This window comes from Litoreibacter sp. GN1-5, assembly GCF_055693805.1.
This window is the reverse complement of sequence record NZ_JBVFUP010000001.1, coordinates 1,975,995-2,000,340: the sequence shown is the minus strand read 5'-3', so window position 1 is coordinate 2,000,340 and position 24,346 is coordinate 1,975,995. Positions and strand designations below refer to the sequence as shown.

20 protein-coding genes are annotated in these 24,346 nt (G+C 53.9%); 9 read left to right on the top strand and 11 right to left on the bottom strand.

Going from position 1 to position 24,346, the window contains the following annotated elements; all coding sequences use genetic code 11:
• Positions 1 to 10: 10 nt before the first annotated feature.
• Positions 11 to 745: an SDR family oxidoreductase gene (locus tag ACZ1HF_RS10035; RefSeq protein WP_472657363.1), complete on the top strand. Its 735-nt coding sequence runs from the start codon at positions 11 to 13 to the stop codon at positions 743 to 745.
• Positions 746 to 1,349: 604 nt separating this feature from the next.
• The gene (locus tag ACZ1HF_RS10030) at positions 1,350 to 1,811 is read left to right on the top strand and encodes a VOC family protein (protein WP_472657362.1); all 462 of its coding nucleotides are present in this window, start codon (positions 1,350 to 1,352) and stop codon (positions 1,809 to 1,811) included.
• Here the strand turns inward: ACZ1HF_RS10030 and ACZ1HF_RS10025 are convergent.
• The gene (locus ACZ1HF_RS10025; RefSeq protein ID WP_472657361.1) at positions 1,767 to 2,096 is read right to left on the bottom strand and encodes a TfoX/Sxy family protein; all 330 of its coding nucleotides are present in this window, start codon (positions 2,094 to 2,096) and stop codon (positions 1,767 to 1,769) included. The two genes, ACZ1HF_RS10030 and ACZ1HF_RS10025, sit on opposite strands and share 45 nt — an antisense overlap.
• Positions 2,097 to 2,442: 346 nt before the next feature.
• Between ACZ1HF_RS10025 and ACZ1HF_RS10020 the strand changes: the two genes are divergently transcribed.
• Both ACZ1HF_RS10020 and ACZ1HF_RS10015 read left to right on the top strand, forming a co-directional pair.
• Complete coding sequence (locus tag ACZ1HF_RS10020; protein ID WP_472657360.1) at positions 2,443 to 3,261, top strand: MBL fold metallo-hydrolase; 819 nt, start codon at positions 2,443 to 2,445, stop codon at positions 3,259 to 3,261.
• 39 nt (positions 3,262 to 3,300) lie between these two features.
• Positions 3,301 to 4,707, top strand: coding sequence for an FAD-binding oxidoreductase (locus ACZ1HF_RS10015; protein WP_472657359.1), 1,407 nt, complete (start codon positions 3,301 to 3,303; stop codon positions 4,705 to 4,707).
• 2 nt (positions 4,708 to 4,709) lie between these two features.
• Here ACZ1HF_RS10015 and ACZ1HF_RS10010 read toward each other — a convergent pair whose 3' ends face one another.
• From ACZ1HF_RS10010 to ACZ1HF_RS09990, 5 genes are read right to left on the bottom strand one after another with little or no spacing between them, the layout of a single operon-like run.
• Positions 4,710 to 5,585 (bottom strand): DUF1444 family protein, encoded by an 876-nt coding sequence (locus ACZ1HF_RS10010; RefSeq protein WP_472657358.1) that lies wholly within the window; start codon positions 5,583 to 5,585, stop codon positions 4,710 to 4,712.
• Position 5,586: 1 nt separating this feature from the next.
• Entirely contained in the window at positions 5,587 to 6,117 is a 531-nt protein-coding gene (locus tag ACZ1HF_RS10005; protein ID WP_472657357.1) for an adenine phosphoribosyltransferase, read from the bottom strand.
• On the bottom strand, positions 6,114 to 6,746 hold the full coding sequence (locus tag ACZ1HF_RS10000; protein WP_472657356.1) for a LysE family translocator: 633 nt from the start codon (positions 6,744 to 6,746) through the stop codon (positions 6,114 to 6,116). Before ACZ1HF_RS10000 ends, ACZ1HF_RS10005 begins: the two co-directional genes overlap by 4 nt.
• A complete protein-coding gene (locus ACZ1HF_RS09995) occupies positions 6,743 to 7,621 on the bottom strand; it encodes an S-methyl-5'-thioadenosine phosphorylase (RefSeq protein WP_472657355.1) in 879 nt (292 codons plus the stop codon). The genes ACZ1HF_RS10000 and ACZ1HF_RS09995 overlap by 4 nt, the downstream gene beginning before the upstream one ends.
• A 10-nt stretch (positions 7,622 to 7,631) precedes the next feature.
• Positions 7,632 to 7,790, bottom strand: coding sequence for a hypothetical protein (locus ACZ1HF_RS09990; protein ID WP_472657354.1), 159 nt, complete (start codon positions 7,788 to 7,790; stop codon positions 7,632 to 7,634).
• A gap of 36 nt (positions 7,791 to 7,826) precedes the next feature.
• Here ACZ1HF_RS09990 and ACZ1HF_RS09985 point away from each other — a divergent pair, with 36 nt between their 5' ends.
• Positions 7,827 to 9,503, top strand: coding sequence for a SulP family inorganic anion transporter (locus ACZ1HF_RS09985; protein ID WP_472657353.1), 1,677 nt, complete (start codon positions 7,827 to 7,829; stop codon positions 9,501 to 9,503).
• Between the two features lie 149 nt (positions 9,504 to 9,652).
• Here the strand turns inward: ACZ1HF_RS09985 and ACZ1HF_RS09980 are convergent, their stop codons facing one another.
• From ACZ1HF_RS09980 to ACZ1HF_RS09965, 4 genes are all read right to left on the bottom strand, one after another.
• Complete coding sequence (locus tag ACZ1HF_RS09980) at positions 9,653 to 9,934, bottom strand: hypothetical protein (protein ID WP_472657352.1); 282 nt, start codon at positions 9,932 to 9,934, stop codon at positions 9,653 to 9,655.
• A gap of 134 nt (positions 9,935 to 10,068) precedes the next feature.
• On the bottom strand, positions 10,069 to 10,740 hold the full coding sequence (locus ACZ1HF_RS09975; RefSeq protein WP_472657351.1) for a YjbF family lipoprotein: 672 nt from the start codon (positions 10,738 to 10,740) through the stop codon (positions 10,069 to 10,071).
• Positions 10,737 to 12,770 carry a YjbH domain-containing protein gene (locus ACZ1HF_RS09970; protein ID WP_472657350.1) on the bottom strand — a complete coding sequence of 678 codons (2,034 nt, stop codon included), beginning with the start codon at positions 12,768 to 12,770 and terminating at the stop codon, positions 10,737 to 10,739. Before ACZ1HF_RS09970 ends, ACZ1HF_RS09975 begins: the two co-directional genes overlap by 4 nt.
• Before the next feature lie 151 nt (positions 12,771 to 12,921).
• Positions 12,922 to 13,554 carry a CAP domain-containing protein gene (locus tag ACZ1HF_RS09965; RefSeq protein ID WP_472657349.1) on the bottom strand — a complete coding sequence of 211 codons (633 nt, stop codon included), beginning with the start codon at positions 13,552 to 13,554 and terminating at the stop codon, positions 12,922 to 12,924.
• Between the two features lie 557 nt (positions 13,555 to 14,111).
• Between ACZ1HF_RS09965 and ACZ1HF_RS09960 the strand changes: the two genes are divergently transcribed.
• From ACZ1HF_RS09960 to ACZ1HF_RS09945, 4 genes are all read left to right on the top strand, one after another.
• Positions 14,112 to 17,315, top strand: a complete 3,204-nt coding sequence (locus ACZ1HF_RS09960) for an SdrD B-like domain-containing protein (RefSeq protein ID WP_472657348.1) — start codon at positions 14,112 to 14,114, stop codon at positions 17,313 to 17,315.
• Positions 17,299 to 19,866 (top strand): SdrD B-like domain-containing protein, encoded by a 2,568-nt coding sequence (locus ACZ1HF_RS09955; RefSeq protein ID WP_472657347.1) that lies wholly within the window; start codon positions 17,299 to 17,301, stop codon positions 19,864 to 19,866. The genes ACZ1HF_RS09960 and ACZ1HF_RS09955 overlap by 17 nt, the downstream gene beginning before the upstream one ends.
• Positions 19,803 to 21,818 carry an SdrD B-like domain-containing protein gene (locus ACZ1HF_RS09950; protein ID WP_472657346.1) on the top strand — a complete coding sequence of 672 codons (2,016 nt, stop codon included), beginning with the start codon at positions 19,803 to 19,805 and terminating at the stop codon, positions 21,816 to 21,818. Before ACZ1HF_RS09955 ends, ACZ1HF_RS09950 begins: the two co-directional genes overlap by 64 nt.
• Positions 21,819 to 22,181: 363 nt before the next feature.
• Positions 22,182 to 22,466, top strand: a complete 285-nt coding sequence (locus tag ACZ1HF_RS09945; RefSeq protein ID WP_472657345.1) for a hypothetical protein — start codon at positions 22,182 to 22,184, stop codon at positions 22,464 to 22,466.
• 102 nt (positions 22,467 to 22,568) lie between these two features.
• On the opposite strand, the gene ACZ1HF_RS09940 is transcribed toward ACZ1HF_RS09945, so the two are convergent.
• Complete coding sequence (locus ACZ1HF_RS09940) at positions 22,569 to 24,023, bottom strand: efflux transporter outer membrane subunit (RefSeq protein ID WP_472657343.1); 1,455 nt, start codon at positions 24,021 to 24,023, stop codon at positions 22,569 to 22,571.
• Positions 24,024 to 24,346 lie beyond the last annotated feature (323 nt).

Sequence of the window (24,346 nt, the reverse complement as noted above, 5' to 3'; positions counted from 1 at the left end):
TGGACATAGAATGACTTCAATAAAAACAGCAGTGGTAACAGGGGCTACAAGCGGTATCGGGGAAGCCATCGCGCGCGCGCTCATTGCCAATGGCTATAACGTAATGTTGGCAGCGCGGCGCGTGGACAAGCTTGCGACACTTGCAGACGAATTGGGGGCAAAGGCAGCCTATCACCCGACAGATGTGACAAGACATAGCAACCTCATTGATCTTGTGGCAGCGACTGAGGTCGCATTTGGCCAAGTTGATGTCTTGGTAAATAATGCAGGGATCATGCCGCTGTCTCTCTTTGAAACCCGCAAGGTCGACGAGTGGGACCGGATGATTGACGTGAATCTCAAAGGAACGCTTTACGGTATTGATGCCGTTCTTTCTCAAATGGTGTCTCGGCAGGACGGACATATCGTGAATGTTGCGTCCATCGCGGGGCTGCAGGTTAGCCCTGCATTTGGAGTGTATTCGGCTACAAAATTCGGTGTGCGGGCACTGAGCGAAGGATTGCGCCAAGAAATTGCGGGCAAGAATGTTCGTGTGACAACGATCTCTCCGGGCTCGGTCGCGACAGAACTGTTCTCAACAATCACCGACCCAGCTGTTCTTGCCGCGATGCAAGGCGGCTTTCCATATGATCCCATGCAACCCCGTTCAATCGCCGATGCGGTAATCTATGCACTCAGTCAGCCAACCTCAGTGTGTGCTGGTGAGATAATTGTCCGTCCCACGGGGCAAGGCGCGATGAGTTAAAATACGCTGACAGGCCCGGTCCACACGACCGCTTCAATGCCTTTTCAATTAGGTTAAACCACATGTGGCCTGCACCCTCGCAGGCTGCATGGCCCTAATGCGTTTCGGAAAATCAACTGTTCTTATTGGAACAGATCCTTAGTCAGTGTTCTAAAAGCTCAATAGCAGCTATTCGCAAAAATGTGGCCAAGGTCCGCTCCGTCCCGCGCAGTCGATCTTGACTTTGAGACGCAATGGGTTGGTCTCTTCGCGCATGTTGCAGTAGTGTTTACCGCGCTGCGTAAGTCTTTTCTTATTCGTGCTTGCCTGGATGCAGGACCACCAAGTACCGCTTTCGGTACGCGCTGGTTGATTGGGATGCTGCGCTTTTTTGCTATTGATTATTCCGACCAGAACCTGCTCGCAGCTGTCAGCCGCGCCGTTGTCCAGCATGGTATTTTTGCGGGGCCAATAGCCCAAAGTCTAACTTACGGAATTGATATGGGGCGGCCAATATGTGCACTCCATTTTGGGTGCGGCGTAACAGTTGGGATCAGTCGCGCTTTAGGATGGGCCAAATATAACCTATGAAAGAATAGAGCATCGCGAATTTTGGAGAGATGTAATGATAGATCATATCACTTTTGGGGTTACTAATTTCTCTCGTTCTATTGAGTTCTATGATCAAGCATTTGCGCCTCTTGGAGTAAACCGGTTGTTCGATGTGCCCTTGGAGCATTCTGATGGCGTAAAGGTAACTGGCTACGGTGATAAACGGCCTTGGTTTTGGCTTGCGGAACAAAATGCCACGACTGGAATGTTACATATCGCCTTGCATTCGGATGACCGAGCCAGTGTCGATGCGTTTCACGCAGCTGCACTACGAGCAGGAGGAATAGATAACGGACCGCCGGTCTTAGGCGTCATTACCATGCGGACTATTACGGCGCGTTTGTTCTTGATCCTGATGGACATAACATTGAAGCCGTATGCCATCATCCGCAAGGTTAATGATGATTGGGGAATACGAGACAACTTCATCTCAGCGCTTTTTGATAATCCCGATGGCGTCCAACTCCGCCTCTAATTTGCTGAGACCCGTATCGTGGTTCTCGGCTTTCAATGCATCGAAGCGCTTGCGCAAGGCGGCTTTCTCGGCCCCTTTACAATCGTTCCAGGGACGACCCTGTAGGGCCATGACCAACACATAATAACCGATGAAATGCGGTTTTGTGCCGTTGCGCAACAAGGCCGCATAAGCCGCGTCAGCACCAAGATCGTAGAGCTGCTGGGCGGTCGTGATCCCGACCTGCGCCAGACTTTCTTCGTAGGCGGGACCAAGGTTACGGATACTGGTGACGGGATCGGACATGAGACCAGATTAGCCCCATGTCCGATGTATTTGAATGCTCAACAAGCCTAAATACTCGCCCAATCCATGAATCGAACGGGTGGCGCAGGTTTGGGAGGTTTTCTATCCTGCTCCACCGGCTTTTGCGGTTGTTGTGCCATGATGTGCTCCTTTTTTAAGGTAGCGTTTCTGCCTCAGACCTTCAGGCCACCATCGAATAAAGGCAAAAATCTGTTTTTATTGTGTCAAAATGATGGCAGACGTGTTGGCGATGCAGATTGGTCACGCTGATATCAAGGGATATGAAGGATGTGATTTGATCTAATATGTTAGAAAACTATCATTGGAATATGTGGAGGTGGGGCATATGCGCTTATTGGTTTTCCTGATATATTTTTTGCCTGTAGCTGCCTTTGGCCAAGATAGAACACCTAGCCATTGTATCGCTTTGGCACAGAACACGCCGGGTCTGGAATACCTTCATAAGGCAAGTTGGCAAGACCCGCTGGCATCTGAGACGGTTCGGCTCAGTTATGTTGCCCACTCGACATATCTATTGCAAACGGCAGGCGGTTTAAGCGTTGCCACGGATTACACCGGGTTTCTGGGAAGTGCTGATTTGATCCCTGATGTCGTCACCATGAACCATGCCCATGACAGTCATTGGACCGCCTTGCCTGATCCACAAATCTCTCATGTTTTGAAAGGGTGGGAGGATGGGCGCACGCCTGCTGATCACCACCTTGATCTGGGGGAGATGCTGGTCCGCAATGTCCCTACCGATATTCGCAATAGCTATAGTGGTGGGACCGAGAAGTATGGCAACTCGATCTTTGTGTTTGAGGTGGCGGGTCTATGTATTGGTCATTTGGGCCATTTACACCACGAGCCGGACCCCGCGCAATATGCCGCTTTGGGGCGATTGGATGTGGTTATGGCGGCGGTGGATGGCGGCTTAACCGTGGATTTGCCGACAATGATCCGCATCATGAAAAAGTTGAAATCCTCGGTCGTGTTGCCGATGCATTGGTTTAGTGGCACGTCGCTGGATGTGTTTGTGGCTGGCATGCGTGATGAGTTCGATATCGATCGTCGCGACAGTAGCGATATTGAGCTGTCTTTGCGTACCCTGCCCAAACGCCCGACGGTAATCGTGTTGAACCCGTCATACCTAAACGCGGAATAGACGTTTAGTTTCTCTGACTTTCATCCCATAACTTGGGCCATGTTGAACCCTGTAACAGATAAAATACGCGCTAACCTCAGAGCCATGTTGCCTGAGGCTGCTTTTCGCCCTCTGGCCCAGTCCTATCTGGAGGAACCTCGTGGCCGTTATGCTGGTGCGGATGGGTTCCTGATTGCCCCTGCCTCAACCGAAGAGGTCGCAGAGGTGGTAAAGCTCTGCGCAAAGGCTGGCGTCGGTATTGTTCCTTATGGCGGCGGCACGGGGTTGGTGGGCGGTCAGATTGCGCCCCCCGGACCTACACCTGTGATCCTGTCGCTTGAACGTATGACTGCGATCCGTGCGGTTCTGCCCGAAGAAAATGTGCTGGTGGCTGAGGCTGGTGTCGTGCTGCAAACTATTCAGGATGCTGCAGACAAGGTGAACCGGCTGTTCCCGCTTTCGTTGGCGTCAGAAGGTTCTGCCCGGATCGGGGGCAATCTGGCGACAAATGCTGGGGGTGTGAACGTCTTGCGCTACGGGAATGCGCGCGACCTATGTCTTGGGCTGGAGGCCGTGCTGCCTGATGGATCGATCTTCAACGGGTTGACGCGGTTGCGTAAAAACAACACGGGCTACGATCTGCGGCACCTTTTAATTGGCTCTGAGGGGACATTGGGGATCATCACCGCCGCCAGCCTTAAACTGTTCCCGAAACCTGCAGCTCAAGGCGCAGCCCTGATGGTTGTACGCAGTCCCGAAGCCGCGTTGGAGTTGTTTGCACTGACGGGTAATCATCTGGGCGGGCAGGTCTCGGCCTTTGAGTTGATCAACCGCATGGGTCTTGATTTTCTAAGCGAGGTTGGCCCAGAGGTCAAAGCCCCCTTTGCCCAGACACCAGACTGGATGGTACTGATTGATATGGGCGCAGTAGCAGGGGTCGATCCTTCCGCTGCGTTGGAGGCGCTGTTCGCCGATGCTGCTGATCGAGGTCTTGTGACAGATGGGGTTATCGCCCAATCTCTGGCGCAGCGCGCCGAGTTCTGGGCAATCCGTGAAAATATCCCCGAAGCAAACCGCCGGATTGGGTCTGTATCGTCTCATGACACATCTGTTCCAATAGGTTGCATCCCTGAGTTTATTGTCAGAGCGAAACAGGCGTTGGCTGAGATAGGGGAATTCCGGATCAACTGTTTTGGTCATGTGGGTGACGGTAATCTGCATTACAACGTCTTCCCGATGCCCGGCAAAACCCGCGCGGATTACGAGGCCGAGCGACCACAGGTCAAACGCGCCATCCATGATCTGGCGCACGCCTTGGGCGGCTCCATCTCGGCCGAGCATGGTATCGGGCGCCTGAAAGTAGACGATCTAAAACTCTATGGTGATCCGGGGAAACTGGCGGCGATGCGGGCGATCAAAGCGGCACTCGACCCGAAAGGCATCATGAATCCGGGTGCAGTTGTGTAGGCTTAGGGTTTGATCTGCCAAGTGTTGTCCTGTCTGATCATCATTTGATTACTTAGGGGGTAGCTACCTTCCTGAACGAATTTTGTAGCCAATTCTCTAAGTGTTTCTTCGGCTCCTTCTGAGTTCTCAGGCGCAAAGATAACTAGGTCGCGATTTGGGACTACTACGATCACAGAACCGATTTGCTTCTCAATGCCGCTCCAAAGAGTGTCGTCAAGAAGCAGACTTGCTTCATAATTTCCATCTAATGAAAAGAAATACACTCCATTACCATTGATCTCAGGCCTCCAGTTGCGCGCAATACGGTTGTCGTTGGCCAATGCTAAAGCTGTCCGAAAATCTAAGCCTAAATCAGATAAGTCTTCATCTTGAAGATACCTCAGGCTATTCGGCAAATCCTCTACTAAGAAAATACTTAGCCCATCGACAAGCGGCAATGAGACCGTCGCGCTCGCTTGTGTCAGTCCTTCTGCGTAATCAGCTGTCCGAATTACGGGTAAAATGTTTTTGATATCAATAGAATCTTTAGACGTTACTTCAAAAATGCTGATGATTGATCGGTTGATAAAATCATCAAACAATTCCTGCCTTTCGGCGTCGTTTTCAGCGCTTTGCAGTAGTTTGTGCAGATTATCAGGATAGCTCACGTGGCTTTCATTATCATCCCCACTGAACTCGATCGATTGATTATTGAAATCGATCTGAGGATTTTTGATACGTGGATCTGCTTTCATAGCATCCAGCTGTAAAGCCAGTGTGTCCTCGATAGTTTCAGGTCGCGGTATGTCTGCGTGCAATGCGTGGGTCAACAGGAGTGAAAGAGTTAATGCTGAAAGTGCTTTGTTTGATCTAAATGTTCTTGAGAAGAAGCTTAACATATTACGCGCCCTCAAATTCACACAATACATGCACGTCCATGCCCAGAGCTTCTAATTTTGCGCGGCCACCCAACTCAGGCAGGTCGATGATGAAGGCGCAACCGATGACTTCTGCACCAAGGCGCTCGATCAGTTTGATCCCGGCCTCTGCAGTGCCACCGGTGGCCAAAAGGTCATCGACCAGTAGCACTTTTCCCCCGGCTTGCAGGCTATCATCATGAAGCTCCATCGTGGCTTCGCCATATTCCAGCTTATAATCCTGTGTTATCGTTGATCCGGGCAACTTGCCTCGTTTGCGGATCGGCACAAACCCGACGGACAGCTGATGTGCGATGGCCCCTCCCATGATAAAGCCACGCGCTTCCAACCCCGCAACCTTATCGATCTGCATGCCTGCATAAGGATGTAACAACTGGTCAATCGCCATTCGAAACCCGCGTGCATCCAGAAACAGCGTGGTTACGTCTCGGAACATGATCCCTTCATGGGGGAAGTCAGGAATGGTGCGGATGTAGTCTTTGGTGGTTTTCATGTGAGGTTTCTCCGAAGGGATGCGGTTGTGGCGGCCATACCCAAAAGCGCCAAGGCACCGCCGCGGTTAAGCCAGATCTGGGTTGCAGGCCGAGCGATACGGGTGCGCATTGCGTTGGCTGCAAGTGCAAAGATCAGTGCGTTTATGCCAGCTATGCCAACGAAGGTTGCGATCAGGATTACGGCTTGTGATGCGAAAGCGGCTTCGGGTTGGATAAATTGAGGCACGAAGGCGACGAAAAATGTGTTGGATTTGGGGTTCAGCGCAGTGACCGTTGTTAGATCACGATACACCTTCAGCGCGCTTTCTGTTTTAGAAGATGCGGTAGCTTGGTTAAAATCCGTTGGTTTGGCACGAAGCATCTTTATGGCCAGATAAACAAGGTATGCCGCGCCTACCCATTTGAGTAGGTTAAATGCCAAAGCGGAGGTTAGAAGGATCGCACCCAGACCAATCACCGAAACAGTCATCGCAATCAAGTCGCCCGTTGCAACACCCAAAGCGGAAGCGATGGCTACCCGGCGTCCTTGGGTCAGCGCATAACTGAACACAAGCAGCAGGGTTGGACCTGGTATAACGAGCAAAACGGTAGACGCGGCCACGAAGGCGAGCCAGAGATCAATACTCATGCACCCAACACCCGCGCGGCCACCGCATCCAGTTTGGCCACCAGCGCCGGGTCACGGTTTTCAGGTTGGGTCAGAATGGCGTAATCCAGCGACTTGTCGCACCCGTGGGGACAGCTCTCGCGGTCCTTTCCAAGTAGTTGAGGCAGGCGTGCGACCAGTTGTTTAGCTTTGTCGGCATTACCCATAAGTGTGGCAATGATTTGCGTGACGTCCACCTCTCCGTGGTCGGGGTGCCAGCTGTCATAATCGGTGATCATCGCAACAGAGGCGTAGCAAAGCTCGGCTTCACGGGCGAGTTTAGCCTCTGGCATATTTGTCATGCCGATCACGTCTGCTTTCCAGACTTCCCGATACATTCGCGATTCAGCAAGGGTCGAGAATTGCGGCCCTTCCATTGCCAGATAAGTGCCACCGTCATGCACAGTTATGCCTGCACCCTTCGCAGCTTCTAAGCACGCCGCACCAAGGCGGGGGCAGGTTGGGTGTGCGACGGAGACATGTGCCACGCAGCCCTGTCCGAAGAAGGATTTTTCCCGCGCAAATGTACGGTCTATGAACTGGTCCACGATTACGAAATCTCCTGGGGCCATTTCGTCGCGGAATGACCCGCAGGCGGAAACGCTGATGACATCGGTGACGCCAATGCGTTTCAAGGCATCAATATTTGCGCGATATGGAACGGTCGAGGGCGTTTGCACATGCCCGCGTCCATGCCGGGGCAAGAAAGCCATGCGCACGGCACCAAGCCTGCCAGTCAATACCTGATCCGAAGGAGCGCCCCAAGGGGTCTCTACCGTTTGCCATTGCGCATCTTCCAAGCCGTCAATGTCATAAACGCCTGAGCCGCCAATTACGCCAACCATCGTGTCCGCCATGCCAATTCCTTTAAGCTATTTGATCTGCCACCACTTTGCCTTGCACGCGCAGGATTGAAAATGCCCAAACTGCCCATGCTACGGCGCAATAGCCGCTATGCGATAGACGCATGACGGGCATACCGAAGAATACCCGTGCATTTATGTTCAGGTATGTTATGAGCGCCATCAATCATTATCCCGGACATAAAATGAGGCCAACCGCGTGAGACGCACTTTAATGGCGGCGCTTGCCAATAACGCAATTCTGAATGATCTGAACCTCGCGCCGACTGGGCCTTTGGGCTTTGAGCGCTGGCGGATCGAGATACTGTCTGGCTTGACTGTGGCTTTGGCTTTGGTTCCTGAAGCTGTGGCCTTTGCATTCGTGGCTGGGGTGCATCCGTTGGTTGGGCTCTATGCGGCGTTCATTGTTGGCCTGATCACAGCGCTGATCGGCGGGCGTCCAGGCATGATCTCGGGTGCAACAGGGGCATTGGCTGTGGTCATGGTTGCTTTGGTCGCCCAGCATGGGGTTGAATACTTGTTCGCCACTGTTGTTTTGATGGGGTTGATCCAGATCGGTGCGGGCGTTTTCAAACTAGGTAAGTTTATTCGGCTTGTACCGCATCCTGTGATGCTGGGTTTTGTTAACGGGCTGGCAATTGTGATCTTCCTGGCGCAGCTCAGCCAGTTTCAGGTGCCGGGCTCTGCCGAAAGTGCCGGACACGGTATGGCGAACGGGCAATGGATGACCGGCATGCCGCTTGTGATTATGCTGGGACTGACAGCGCTGACTATGGGTATCATCTGGGTAATGCCCAAAATTACCAACACGATTCCTGCGCCCTTGGCAGGCATTGGTATCGTTGCGTTGATCGTTATTGGCTTTGGCGTTGACGTGCCACGGGTGGGCGATTTGGCCTCTATTGAGGGTGGGCTGCCAGCGTTTCATATGCCGTTCGATCTGTCTGGCGCGGGTGGTACGGGCATCTATGGCGATTTGCTGGCGCCGCTGACGCTGGAAACCTTCTACATCATTTTGCCTTATGCTCTGATCTTGTCAGCCATTGGCCTGATCGAGAGCCTGCTTACGTTGAACCTTGTTGGCGAGATCACTGGCGAGCGTGGCGGCGCATCTCAGGAATGTATTGCCCAAGGCATCGCGAATACAGTCACCGGTTTTTTTGGTGGTATGGGTGGATGCGCGATGATTGGGCAGTCGATGATCAACGTCAAATCCGGTGGTCGGACGCGCATCGCCGGCGTTGCTGCGGCGCTTTTCCTGTTGAGTTTCATTGTTCTGGCATCGCCTCTGATCGAACAAATCCCGTTGGCCGCTTTGGTTGGCGTTATGTTCATGGTGGTCATCGGGACGTTTGCGTGGAACAGCTTCAACATCATGCGCAGGGTCCCACGGACGGATGCATTCGTGATCATCTTGGTGACAATTACCACTGTTATGTATGACCTCGCCATTGCTGTGGTTGTAGGGGTCATTGTCTCGGCGCTGGTATATGCTTGGGGCAATGCCACAAGGATTCACGCCAAAACTTATGATACACCGGAAGGCGCGAAGGTTTATCAGGTGCAGGGACCGCTGTTCTTCGGTTCCGCTGATGGGTTTGGGGAGTTGTTCACGCCAATACAGGACCCGTCGCTGGTAGTGATTGACTTTGCCGATAGCCGTGTGGTGGATCAATCCGCCTTGCAAGCGATTGAGGCCGTTGCGGGAAAATACAAAGCTGAGGGCAAGTCGGTTCAGTTACGCCATCTCAGCCGTGACTGCCATCAGCTTCTGACCAAGGCTGGCCAGTTGATGATCGACAGCGACGACGATCCGGATTACGCGCTTGCAGTGAATTATTCTGTAAAAACAGGGATATTGGCCGGCGGACATTAAGGTCAGACTTGTCATGTGCCCATAAAAATAACCGCCTCGTTTCAGAGGCGGTTATTTTTGAATAGCCATGTTGATGAGCTTTTGGCAAGCGATCAGAGATAGATCATAGCCAGCCTGGCAAACATTGTCAGAAATCTTCGACTTAGGCGTTAAGGCTTCGGGTTGATAACGGGGAGAGTTCCACCACCACCGGCTGCCGCACCAGAGTTATCTCCACCGCCGCCTGATGCTGCAATTGCGCCAACAACCACAAGCGCTGCCACTGGCAACACCCATCCAGGCAAACGATTTTGGGAATCTTCCTGAACTTCTTCGATGACATCGCCCTCAATTATCGGGTCGGCAAGATTGCCAGCATATGCGGATGATGTGATCACAGCAGTTGTCGCTGTTGCAACAACAATTGAACGAAACATAGTTTCAATATGCATTTTTTGTTCTCCAATTGAGATTTCCAACCTCATTAGTGGAACTCATGCGGATGACGTAACGACAAGTCAAGTGTTCGGCATTCTTAAAAAACACTGTGTCGTCATGAAGTAACATTGCATTTGCAGTGCAATTTTCAGTCCAGAGGCTCCAGCACTTCATAGCTCACATTGCTTTGCAAAGGCCCTGTCCACTGTGAGGATTGCCATATATATCCGGTCCGCGCATCTGCGAGGTGGGTATTTGTGAAGCTGATCTTGTCGCCCGAGCAGGTTTCCACCACTGGAATAACTTTGTGCAAAATCTCAACCAGTTCGATGGTCTTTTGAGTGCCCGATGAAAACCTGCATTCCACCTCAACTGTCTGTCCGGCGGGGCCACGCGCGCTCAGATGATATTGACGTTTAACCATGTCCGGCCAGTTTGGCACTGGACGATTTCGAACAATCGGATCATCAGGCTGCGTTGTTGGTGGTGCGAAATCATACCCGAGCCCGTGTGTTACAGCGACAAGACCACCCCGTAAAACAACCGAGGTTTGTTCCGGGGCAATATATGTCACACGGTCTTGCTGGGCCTGTTTGGCGATGGCGATATACTCAAGGCCAGTCTCCGGGGCTTTTACGCGGATCAGGGCGACGTTCAGCTCGTTGATGCGTTTACGGGTTAATTTATTGGCGGGCTTTGGCGCGGCACTATCTCTGTTAAGAACCTGTTTGGCGGCTGAAACGATCGGGCTTTCTGACCCGTTTGAGGAACAGCCCGCCAAGGCAACTGATACGATCAAAAGACATGCAGGCAATCTCATCTCCAGAAATCTCCCCAAGCGTCTTCTATGCGCTGATGACCTGCTGCGCGGATTTTAGGGTATATCCGGTCGGGAACAGCAAGTTTGGATCCCGCATCCCCAGAGAAGCCGCCAAGCTGCAGAGTGCTGGTGCGCCTGCTGCGTGTTGGCGCGACTGAACTGAGTGGGATCGTCACATTTAAACCGATTTTAAGTTTCTCATCCGCGCTGTCTTCGCTGACAGTCGTATAGGCTGATACGTCCCATCCGTTTGAGAAATAGCGCGATAATGTCAGGGTGGACCCAAAATCACCGGCTAAATAGCGCCCCACGTCCAGTTGTGCGCTGAGCCCTTTATAACCGGTATCCCAATAGAGCGATCCATGGCCAGTCACGACATCATAATCAAGAAACCCGAAAGCATCTTCGTAGTCGCGCTTTTTGGCATAGTTCAAGTCCGCTCCGATGGCCCAGTTTCTGGTGGCAGGTGCCCAGACCAACTCTGCCCCAACGGCACCGTATTCCCGTTCAAACATACCAAATGACAGGCGTGAATAGACAGTTGGGCTTACCTTCGTTTGGTAGGTGGCGACGAATTGTTCCAACTGGACAGTGGTACGATCATAGGATCTGTTATCGCTACGCGCGCTTGGCGTTGCAGGAATTAAGGCCTGAGTTGTATCGCCAGCAATCTGATAGCTCAACCTGCCAGATACGGAAAAGGCATTGGAAAACCTGTATCCTGCCTGTGCAACCAATTTTCCGATGGGATCAAATTCGTCACCAGACGTAACATCAAAGACGACAGCTGGCGCGATTGACCAGAAGAACCCTCTATCTTCTGGTGCGTCCCATCTGAACCCGTCTGGTCCCGCGTCTGTTGGCTGAATAGTTGCGGCATTCCAACTGTTCAGGCCGTCCTGCGGCCTGTCGGCGATCTGAGCAAAGGTATCGCGCGGGATAATAATGGTTTTGGTGGGAAAGCCGTTCAGATGTGGCACGACTTCAAAGGTTTCAATTGAAGCTGGCGCGAGTTGGGACATTACGCGCGCCACGCGGCCGGTGATTTTAGGGATCGACGCGTTATCAAGCGCGCTGACGCCCAGCCGGATGGTCCTTGCATCAGTCTGCAATACCACCAGCTTGATCTGTTCCTTGGCCAGTGCCGTTTGCACGGATTGTGTGAGGCTTTGTTGCTGTGTCGGCTGTGCGACCCATGTGGTATTGTCGCGGTTTGCAACGGGTCGGTCAAAGATAAGCGGTGGGCCATTTCCAAAATTCGGCGGAATCCGGGGCCTGTTCGGATTGCCTGAAATTGTGAACATCAGACCTGCTGTGTCCCCATTTCTACTATAGCCAAGTACGCTGAGGCCGTCAGCGATCTGGTATCGAATGCCGTAGCTGAACCTGCTGGATGGCTCAAACGCCTCATTCGCAAAATTGTCCGAGCTGTATTCCAACGATACATCCAGCCCATCCAAAGGCGTGCGCCAGACCAAACCGCCAAAAACACCGGCATCACCGCGAAACAGGTGATTGAAGCTTGTGCGTCTGGTCGGGTCAAAAGCCGGTCTGTTACCAAACGGGCTGTCCAGATCAGCTGTGCCGCCAAGCCGACCCCATCCAAGTCCGATGCTGCCGTCCAGCGATGGCAAGATGCGTTTACTGGCGACGATATATTCCGAGCTATCGCGGTTATTTCCGAACAGACCATTGACGCCGACTGCAAGGGCAGGGCTGTATTGGCCTTCGGAAAGGATCTGGTATTTGAAATTCAGCGAAGCAATGTCTGAGGAAATACCTCCGCCAATATCATTATACGTTGCGAAGCTCAGCGATGTTTCGAGTCTGGGCAAAGCTTGAAATGAGAGGTTCAGCGCATCTGTCTCGCTGTCTTTGGAGAAGCTGAGCGCGACCTCGGCATCCGGCAAAACAAAGGCTGAGGGGGTATCTAATATCCCTGTTATCCCGCGAGGTGTTAAACTGGTGTCGGAAACCGCAATAGAACCACAGCAGATCAGCGCAATCGCGCAGGGCATAAAACGTTTCACAGGTTTCGCTATCCGCAAGCTTTTGCCCCACGATCTTGTTGTTTTTTATCTTTATGACCTGAAGGCAACTTAAAAAACAAACAGTTTTTAACGATACCCTCCAAAAAGGTGTCGTATCACGTGATTACGGGGTTACAAGTTGGGGGATGAGTTAGCCGATATAGTTTTGAGAGATATAGAACTTTCCACAATTGGCCCCCTTTGGGTCAAAGGCCAAAGATGCACCGCCAGCGCGGAAACCCTGGTGCATGATATTATTTCGGTGGGCCGGCGATGACATCCATTGTTTGACCACCCAACGGGCAAGACTGTCATAAGAGTGGCTTGGGATTTGTCGCCCCTGAGCGGTAAAAACGCATCGTGATATATCTTGGGTGACAAACCTTACGCCACCCTCGATCCGGTATCTATGAATAGCACCAAGGTTTTCAGCGCCGCGCTGGTATTTTGCGCCAGATGCTCTTAAGCGGGTTTTCAGACTTCGTTGCCCACGGACTTGCGAATTATGGCTGACAGTCTGTGTTCTGGCCATCCATTTGGCATGGTTGGATGCAACTTTTCTGAGCCCCGTGTCGGATGTGATAGGCCGCAACCCTCGTTTGCAACGGTGCGTGTTTACGTAATATCGGACAGCGCTGTCAAAAAGCTGGGTCTGAATGCCCTTTGTAGGCACTGCTGCCTTATGAGCTGCTGTAATCTTACCGGGTGAACATGCTGCAGCGCTTGTTGTCCAGATTGCGGTAAGCGTGCAAATCACGGCGTAGCCAAAGTATTTCAAGCGCATCGAAATGTCTCCGAATATGTCATCGCAGGTTAATACGTCTAGATATTGTATAGTCTTGCAGAGTGGCAAAATTTGGCAATTTTTGAGACCAATTAATCTCAAAACACCTATCAATCGATGGCTTTGCGCCAGAACATGAAGCATCATATTGGAAACAAAGAGAATTTCTTCAGGCTATTTTTTCTAGAACTGTATCTAATGGGCAGTAAAAACTGTCTTTTTATTTATTAATATACACTTAGCAGCTTGACCGAATCGCGATGATCGCTAGTTAGTCTTTCCTTAATAAAGTGCTCTTTTTTATGTCAGCCATGTGGCTTGGTATAGTCGTCTTCGGCGGGAAGTAGAATTTATATACTTGAAAAGTAAGGTGATATTTTGCGCGAACCTGACCTGAACACTTTCATTTTTTGCCAAGCTCTGGGGGCTGAGATGGCGAAACCGTGGCATTTTCATGCCGGTCATCAAAGCAATGCATATCTGTCTCAACAAAGAGATCAGACTTACACAACTGTTAACGAGTATGCGCGCAGTCAGCGCCATCGGAGGATAAACTTATGACGTATCAACGCTACGATTGGACTGCCTTCACTGAACAAGCTCTTCTGTCAAACGGCGGCAACAGCATTGTCACAGGCAAAACATTTGTTATGCCTCAGAAAGCGAATGTATCGTTAACAGTGTTCGACGATGACAGCAGGTTGAGCGGTGACAATCACCGTGACCGTTCTACCGATGCAACTCAGGATGCATATATCAACGGCAGAAAAGTTGGCCGCGATAACGATCTGTACGCCGAACGCGTCTTCACGCTCCATGGTTCCGACGGAAAGACATATTACCTTGTTGAACTGGAGGTCGAAGATTTTGATGCGCCTGGTCGTGGCGACGATTTCTTTTCCTTCAAAGGTGATGTGCCACCTGCGGGCGTTACACTGACAGTTGGTGAAAGCCATGATGTCAGAGGTCAGGGTATTTCCTATAGTGAGCTGAGCGCGACACCGACAGAGACCAATGAAGCGCCTGAATTCACCAATCTGCCAGAAGACGGCATCATTAAGATCGACGAGAACGAAACCTCCGTCATCGATATAGATGCCTCTGACGCTGATAGCAGTGACCTTACATATTCTATCGTAGAAGGTGCGGACAGCGCGTCTTTCACTATAGATCCAAAAACGGGTGAGCTCAGCTTCAAATCAGCCCCTGATTTTGAGAACCCAACCGATGGTCACAGGCAGGACAATGTCTATGACGTCACAATCCGGGTCGATGATGGTTCAGGCGGTGTGACGGAAAAAACTCTCTGGGTCAAAGTGCAGAATGTGGATGAAAGCACCCCCGGTGAGGGCAAATGCTTTATTATAGAGGCTGAAACCATGTCGCTTAGCGGCGGCTTTGGTGTTGTTTCGGGCGATCAGGCGTCGGGTGGTGAACTGGTACGACTTGGCAAAGCTGGGACAACGGGCGAAATTTCCACAACATTTGACGGCCCGAGCGGCAATTACGATCTGGCGATCTACGCTCAGGATGAAACTGATGGTCAGTCAACCATTACGGTAAGCGTCAATGGCGTCGCAGTCGCCACCGTTGAGCTGAATAATGACAGCGATGGCAGAGGCAGCAATAATGGCGGTTTCTCCAAGATCGATATCCAGGACATCCAGATCAAGGATGGCGATGTCGTGACATTGTCTGCCGAAGGTGATGGCGGTGAATTTGTTCGCATCGACAAGATCGTTCTATGCCAAGACGGCGATCCGTGCCCTGAAGGGTTTGCAAAGCTCGACTTCGAAGGTCTGGATCGTGGCACAGTTGTCAGCGATCAGTTCGCTGGCGTCACCATAAGTGCGCAGCGGACTGCGAATAACACCGATGCCAACGACGCGATGATCTTCGATTCCAATAACCCAACAGGTGGCGATAGCGATCTTGCCTTTGACAATCAGGGTAACATTCTGATCGTGTCCGAGGACAATGACAGCAACGACCCAGATGACGCGGTTGGGGGCACGATCACCTTTGATTTCGACAATCCATCGGATTTGCATGACATCAAGATTTTCGATGTTGAAGAAGAAGGCGGAACGATCGTTCTGACGTTTGAGGATGGCAGCACGACGACTATTCCGATTCCAGCCGTTGGCGATAACCAAGAAGAAATTGTTGGCCTGAACGCCGCGAACGTAACGTCTATGGAGATCAATTTTGTAGGCTCCGGCGCGGTCGATGATCTCTGCTGGCGACCCGGCGACGCTGCGCCGGTTGTTGGGGGTCTTGAGGGCCGTGTGTTCATGGATGGCAATGACGATTCTGTTGATACGTCTGAGATGGGCGTTGCCGGTGTGACGGTGGAACTGCTGGACGCAGATGGGGCTGTTGTTGGCACGGCTGTGACCGGCGATGACGGGTCCTACAGCTTTGAGGATCTGGTGCCGGGCGATTATGCGGTGCGGTTCCCGACGGAGACGGCGGATGGCAAAGTGCTGGTGGACAGCAATGTCGGCGATGACGACACGGTGGACAGCGATGCGGACCAGAGCACGGGCGTGACCGCGCCTGTGACGGTGACGGCGGGTGCGACGACCTCGGATGTGGATGCGGGGGTTGAAGATCCCGGCACGGCATCTTTGGGGGGCCGTGTGTTCATGGACAGCGATGATGACAGCCAGGACAATGGCAATGGCGACGAGATGGGCGTGGCCGGTGTGACGGTAGAGCTGCTGGACGCAGACGGGGCGGTTGTTGCGACAGCCGAGACCGATGCGGATGGCAATTATCTGTTCGAAGACCTCGACGCGGGCGACTATTCCGTGCGCTTCCCGACGGAGACGGCGGATGGCAAGGTTCTTGTCGATGCGAATGTGGGCGACGATGCTTCTGACAGCGACGCGGACCAGACGACAGGCGTGACCGCGCCGGTCAGCGTGGCCATCGGCGACGCGATCCGCGACGTGGATGCGGGGCTTGAGACGCCTGCGCCGGTTGTTGGGGGTCTTGAGGGCCGTGTGTTCATGGATGGCAATGACGATTCTGTTGATACGTCTGAGATGGGCGTTGCCGGTGTGACGGTGGAGCTGCTGGACGCAGATGGGGCTGTTGTTGGCACGGCTGTGACCGGCGATGACGGGTCCTACAGCTTTGAGGATCTGGTGCCGGGCGATTATGCGGTGCGGTTCCCGACGGAGACGGCGGATGGCAAAGTGCTGGTGGACAGCAATGTCGGCGATGACGACACGGTGGACAGCGATGCGGACCAGAGCACGGGCGTGACCGCGCCTGTGACGGTGACGGCGGGTGCGACGACCTCGGATGTGGATGCGGGGGTTGAAGATCCCGGCACGGCATCTTTGGGGGGCCGTGTGTTCATGGACAGCGATGATGACAGCCAGGACAATGGCAATGGCGCCGAGATGGGCGTGGCCGGTGTGACGGTAGAGCTGCTGGACGCAGACGGGGCGGTTGTTGCGACAGCCGAGACCGATGCGGATGGCAATTATCTGTTCGAAGACCTCGACGCGGGCGACTATTCCGTGCGCTTCCCGACGGAGACGGCGGATGGCAAGGTTCTTGTCGATGCGAATGTGGGCGACGATGCTTCTGACAGCGACGCGGACCAGACGACAGGCGTGACCGCGCCGGTCAGCGTGGCCATCGGCGACGCGATCCGCGACGTGGATGCGGGGCTTGAGACGCCTGCGCCGGTTGTTGGGGGTCTTGAGGGCCGTGTGTTCATGGATGGCAATGACGATCTCTGTTGATACGTCTGAGATGGGCGTTGCCGGTGTGACGGTGGAGCTGCTGGACGCAGATGGGGCTGTTGTTGGCACGGCTGTGACCGGCGATGACGGGTCCTACAGCTTTGAGGATCTGGTGCCGGGCGATTATGCGGTGCGGTTCCCGACGGAGACGGCGGATGGCAAAGTGCTGGTGGACAGCAATGTCGGCGATGACGACACGGTGGACAGCGATGCGGACCAGAGCACGGGCGTGACCGCGCCTGTGACGGTGACGGCGGGTGCGACGACCTCGGATGTGGATGCGGGGGTTGAAGATCCCGGCACGGCATCTTTGGGGGGCCGTGTGTTCATGGACAGCGATGATGACAGCCAGGACAATGGCAATGGCGCCGAGATGGGCGTGGCCGGTGTGACGGTAGAGCTGCTGGACGCAGACGGGGCGGTTGTTGCGACAGCCGAGACCGATGCGGATGGCAATTATCTGTTCGAAGACCTCGACGCGGGCGACTATTCCGTGCGCTTCCCGACGGAGACGGCGGATGGCAAGGTTCTTGTCGATGCGAATGTGGGCGACGATGCTTCTGACAGCGACGCGGACCAGACGACAGGCGTGACCGCGCCGGTCAGCGTGGCCATCGGCGACGCGATCCGCGACGTGGATGCGGGGCTTGAGACGCCTGCGCCGGTTGTTGGGGGTCTTGAGGGCCGTGTGTTCATGGATGGCAATGACGATTCTGTTGATACGTCTGAGATGGGCGTTGCCGGTGTGACGGTGGAGCTGCTGGACGCAGATGGGGCTGTTGTTGGCACGGCTGTGACCGGCGATGACGGGTCCTACAGCTTTGAGGATCTGGTGCCGGGCGATTATGCGGTGCGGTTCCCGACGGAGACGGCGGATGGCAAAGTGCTGGTGGACAGCAATGTCGGCGATGACGACACGGTGGACAGCGATGCGGACCAGAGCACGGGCGTGACCGCGCCTGTGACGGTGACGGCGGGTGCGACGACCTCGGATGTGGATGCGGGGGTTGAAGATCCCGGCACGGCATCTTTGGGGGGCCGTGTGTTCATGGACAGCGATGATGACAGCCAGGACAATGGCAATGGCGCCGAGATGGGCGTGGCCGGCGTGACGGTAGAGCTGCTGGACGCGGCCGGTGCCGTGGTCGGCACAGCCGAGACCGATGCGGATGGCAATTATCTGTTCGAAGACCTCGACGCGGGCGACTATTCCGTGCGCTTCCCGACGGAGACGGCGGATGGCAAGGTTCTTGTCGATGCGAATGTGGGCGACGATGCTTCTGACAGCGACGCGGACCAGACGACAGGCGTGACCGCGCCGGTCAGCGTGGCCATCGGCGACGCGATCCGCGACGTGGATGCGGGGCTTGAGACGCCTGCGCCGGTTGTTGGGGGTCTTGAGGGCCGTGTGTTCATGGATGGCAATGACGATTCTGTTGATACGTCTGAGATGGGCGTTGCCGGTGTGACGGTGGAGCTGCTGGACGCAGATGGGGCTGTTGTTGGCACGGCTGTGACCGGCGATGACGGGTCCTACAGCTTTGAGGATCTGGTGCCGGGCGATTATGCGGTGCGGTTCCCGACGGAGACGGCGGATGGCAAAGTGCTGGTGGACAGCAATGTCGGCGATGACGACACGGTGGACAGCGATGCGGACCAGAGCACGGGCGTGACCGCGCCTGTGACGGTGACGGCGGGTGCGACGACCTCGGATGTGGATGCGGGGGTTGAAGATCCCGGCACGGCATCTTTGGGGGGCCGTGTGTTCATGGACAGCGATGATGACAGCCAGGACAATGGCAATGGCGCCGAGATGGGCGTGGCCGGTGTGACGGTAGAGCTGCTGGACGCAGACGGGGCGGTTGTTGCGACAGCCGAGACCGATGCGGATGGCAATTATCTGTTCGAAGACCTCGACGCGGGCGACTATTCCGTGCGCTTCCCGACGGAGACGGCGGATGGCAAGGTTCTTGTCGATGCGAATGTGGGCGACGATGCTTCTGACAGCGACGCGGACCAGACGACAGGCGTGACCGCGCCGGTCAGCGTGGCCATCGGCGACGCGATCCGCGACGTGGATGCGGGGCTTGAGACGCCTGCGCCGGTTGTTGGGGGTCTTGAGGGCCGTGTGTTCATGGATGGCAATGACGATTCTGTTGATACGTCTGAGATGGGCGTTGCCGGTGTGACGGTGGAGCTGCTGGACGCAGATGGGGCTGTTGTTGGCACGGCTGTGACCGGCGATGACGGGTCCTACAGCTTTGAGGATCTGGTGCCGGGCGATTATGCGGTGCGGTTCCCGACGGAGACGGCGGATGGCAAAGTGCTGGTGGACAGCAATGTCGGCGATGACGACACGGTGGACAGCGATGCGGACCAGAGCACGGGCGTGACCGCGCCTGTGACGGTGACGGCGGGTGCGACGACCTCGGATGTGGATGCGGGGGTTGAAGATCCCGGCACGGCATCTTTGGGGGCCGTGTGTTCATGGACAGCGATGATGACAGCCAGGACAATGGCAATGGCGCCGAGATGGGCGTGGCCGGCGTGACGGTAGAGCTGCTGGACGCGGCCGGTGCCGTGGTCGGCACAGCCGAGACCGATGCGGATGGCAATTATCTGTTCGAAGACCTCGACGCGGGCGACTATTCCGTGCGCTTCCCGACGGAGACGGCGGATGGCAAGGTTCTTGTCGATGCGAATGTGGGCGACGATGCTTCTGACAGCGACGCGGACCAGACGACAGGCGTGACCGCGCCGGTCAGCGTGGCCATCGGCGACGCGATCCGCGACGTGGATGCGGGGCTTGAAGACCCTGGCACGGCATCCTTGGGTGGTCGCTTCTTTATGGATATGGATAAAGACGGTCTAGAGGATGACGATGATACTGCTGTAAGTGGGGCGACTGTTCAGTTGCTTCTGGGTGGCATTGTCGTGGCAACCACCACTACCGATGCGGATGGCGCGTATTTGTTCGAAGATCTTGATGCCGGTGAATACGAAGTACGTTTCACCAACCCCGGCGACAAGATCTTTGTGGGGCCGAATGCGGGTAGTGATGATACCATTGATAGTGATGCAGTAGATAATGGTGACGGTACGGCGACAACTGCACCCGTTACGGTGTCTATCGGCGATGCGATCCGAGATGTGGATGCCGGGATTGCTGATCCGGGAACTGCTGCTATCGGTGATACTGTTTTCCTGGATGCAAATGGCAATGGCGTTCAGGATGCGGGCGAGACCGGTGTGGATGGCGTTACTGTTACCCTGTTCGATGATGATGGTACGGCTATTGACACAACAACTACGTCGGGTGGTGGACAATATCTGTTTGATGGTCTGGATGCCGGCACATACGCGGTTGGCTTTGAGGAGGTCGATAATTTTGACTTCACAACGACCGATGCGGGCGGATCAGATGCTGCAGATAGTGATGCCGATCAGGCGACTGGTCTTACTGGTGAGATCGTCCTTGATATCGGTGAGATCGACGACACGGTAGACGCTGGTCTGATTGCTGAAAACGAAGCGCCTGAAGCCGTTGATGACGAAGGGATGGTCTGTGCAACCAAGGAAGTCACAATCGACGTTCTTGCGAATGACACGGATGCAGACGGCGATACGATAAGTGTGGTCCATATCAATGGTACTGAACTTGCTGTCGGCGAAAGCATCACCTTGGCAAGCGGTGCAGATGTTACGTTGAATGCAGATGGCACTTTAAACTACGACAATGGTGATGCGGTTATTGATGGGGTTGCGGCCTCTGACATGCTGATCGGAACGACTGCCGTAGACAGCTTCACCTACTCTGTCTCTGATGGAAATGGCGGTGAGGACACTGCTACAGTCGACGTGACGGTCAAAGGCGCCAAGAATACGCTGGAAACCATTCTCGACTCGCTGCCAAGTGAGGCGACGACTGTTCAGGGCGGGTTCCAGGTTGGCAATGGGTATTCCTCCACGATCAACGGGACTGGTGATGCCCGGCTGGACGGCTTGAATATCGGCCTCGCCTTCTGCGTCGAGCGGGAGGAGGATTTCATTGCTGATATCGATGTCGATATGGCTGTTCTAGGCGGCACTGAAAGCCAGCTTACAGATGATCGGTTCAGTAATGATCTGGCCGAGAACATTGACATAATCAACTGGCTGCTCAACCAGGACTTCATATCTCAGGACAATGGGGATGGGACAGGGCAAAATTACACAGAAGCGGAGCTCCAGCATGTGATCTGGGGACTGACTGATGGCAATTCGACGATGAGCAATACAGGGTTTGTCGGTGGCTTCTATAATGGGACGCAAGAAAATGTGGATGAGCTTCTCGCCCTTGCTCGTGCAGAAGGCGAAGGTTTTGTTGCCGGAGAGGGGGATCTGGTAACGCTGATCCTTGACCCGAATGATACGCAAGCAGGTTTCTCAGAGGCAGATGATTACGATCAGGCCTTTATTGTAACCGTTGCATATGACGACTTAATGCAAGACTGCGTTTGCTGACTTTAAAAACATGAGGCGTTCTGGCTGTCTGCCTGAGCGTTGGTTTTCTGAAATAACAAAAAGGGCCGCTGTTTTCAGTGGCCCTTCTTGATTTTGAATACGACGTTTAACCTGACAACTGGTGCGGGCACTTTGTGGGGTGTTCACGTTGGTGGTTTACCCGTTCTCACGCGATGTGATCGGTTTCTCACGGGGCCGTGACGGTCTGGTCCAAGGCGAACTCTGTTTGTGCATATGTGCACCTATTTTGGCATATTTTATGGCTTTAGTGCATTGAGATGGCCGCCAGCACCCGCCATATTCATCTCATCAAACGGGCAACAACAGCCCAACACCTAGACACACAAAACCGGAGTACACAAAATGAAAACCCTTATCGCAACAACCGTTCTCGCCCTATCCCTCTCAGCCCCTGCCTTCGCAGATCAGGCGTTCTTCGCCCTGACAAACGACTCGGCCGCTGAGCGTATCGTGCAAGAAACCAGCGTTGGCGACACAGCCGCTGCCAAAGCAGGATTTGCACTGAGCAATGATTCCGCCGCTGAGCGCATCGTTCAGGACAACGTGGCAACACGTGGCGACACATCCGCCGCCAAAGCGTTCTTCGCCCTCAGCAACGACTCCGCAGCTGAGCGGATCGCGCGCTAATCCAATACCACTCCCCAGAACTCCGAAGCCGGGTCATCCAGAAATGGATGGCTCGGTTTTGGTTTGGTGCACCCCTTAGCGAGGACGTGGCGAAGATGCCTTTCAGCCAGCCTCTTCCACGGGCGCTGGATCAGACGAAGCCTGTTGCGTAATAGCTTGCTTTGTATTGCCCACAACAACCCCGTGACCGGCGCCAAGGGCTGTCATCAGAGATGCGTAGTTCAAGGAAAGCTGACGCAGACTGTTCACATATGCTGTGCGTGCATCCGAGACGCGTAGTTCTGTGTTGATCACGTCCAGAATAGTTATTTCCTGACTGGCAACCAGGCGTCTGGATAAGTTGAGCGCCCGCTGATTTTGATCAACGGCACGTTTGGAGGATGCCACAGCTTCACGGGTTTTTCTGAAAGCCTGTAAAGCGGTTTCGACCTCTTCAACAGCGGTCAGAACGGTTTCTTTCCAGATTAGATATTGCTCGTTCGCACGAGCCTCGGCTGCATCCAGGTTAGCACGCAGTTGGCCCTGATTGAAGATCGGTATTGTCAGCGTAGGACCAAAAGTCCAACTATTTATGCCGCTGTTTCCATCAAGACTCACATCCTGAAGTCTGCCGTTAAGTTGCAGGCTGGGGTAGAGTTGTGCTTCAGCAACCCCGATCTCAGCCATAGCAGCAGCAAGAGCACGTTCAGCGCGCTGAATGTCTGGCCGGTTGCGTATCAGGTCTGCTGGGACGCCGATGCTCAGATCATTTTTTGGCAATGGTTGCCCCTTGGAACCAGAAAGTTCCGGGGCCATGGATCCGGCTGGCTGCCCCAGAAGGGTTGCAATGCGGTTTTCCTGACGTGCCACCTCAGCCTGATTTGTGGGTATACTCGCTTGCGCGCTGCTGACGGAAGCTTCCGCCTGAGCGACATCGAGCTGTGTTGCACTGCCGCTTTCCAGAAGGGTCCGGCTATTTCGCAAGGTGACTTGTCTTGATTTCAGGTCCGCTTGACGCAAAGCAACCAGAGCCTGAAAATATCTGTAGTCTATATAGGCTGCTGTCAGGTTGGAGGTGAGAACCAGCCGGGAGAATTTCTCATCTGCGTAAGCGCTACCAAGGCGAGCCTGATCCGCTTGTCTCTGACGTTTCGACTGTCCAAAAATATCAACGATAAACGATATGCCAGCCCCGACAGTGCGTTCAAGAACTGTATCACGTCCTGATCCGCCTTGAGCTTCTAACGAAGCATCACCATTAACAGCCAGCAGGGCGCCTGACCCTCTGGCAATAGCTTCTGCTGCGCGAACCCGCTCTGCGGCTTGCAGAATATCGAGGTTCTGGCTTGCTCCACGTGTGACAAGGTCGTTCAGAAGTGGGTCATTGAAATTTTGCCACCACCCTACATTCACCAGATTGGCGGAGGCCGCGTCCGGAGCGGATTGGAAGTTCTGTGGTAGCGGAGTCGTGGGGTCCGTATAATCAGGACCCACCGCACATGCCGACAGGAAGAAACTGCAAACAATACAAATATGCCTAGCACCAAGTGCTAAGCCCGTTTTACTTTTGGGGCGCATAAGTTCTGCTCATCCAATAATTCTGCCTCAGCGTGCGAGTTCTTTATGACCACATCGCTTTCCCAAATAGTCACATGTCTGGGCGTTTCATGCCAAGGTTTTTTGGGTAAGTTTTATGGCTTTTGGGCAAAAACGCTTGAACATGTTGCATTTAGGTTAGGCATAAAATCTGAAAATCTGCATTGGAGAGATCGATTTTGGTTCACTAAAGGAGAGTGATCAGACGCAAGAAAATCAGATTATTATACATGGTTTAAGAAGTTACCTAACAATAATGACATAATTTTGAGGCCGATTTGCACTGTGAATACGCCGTGTCTCAC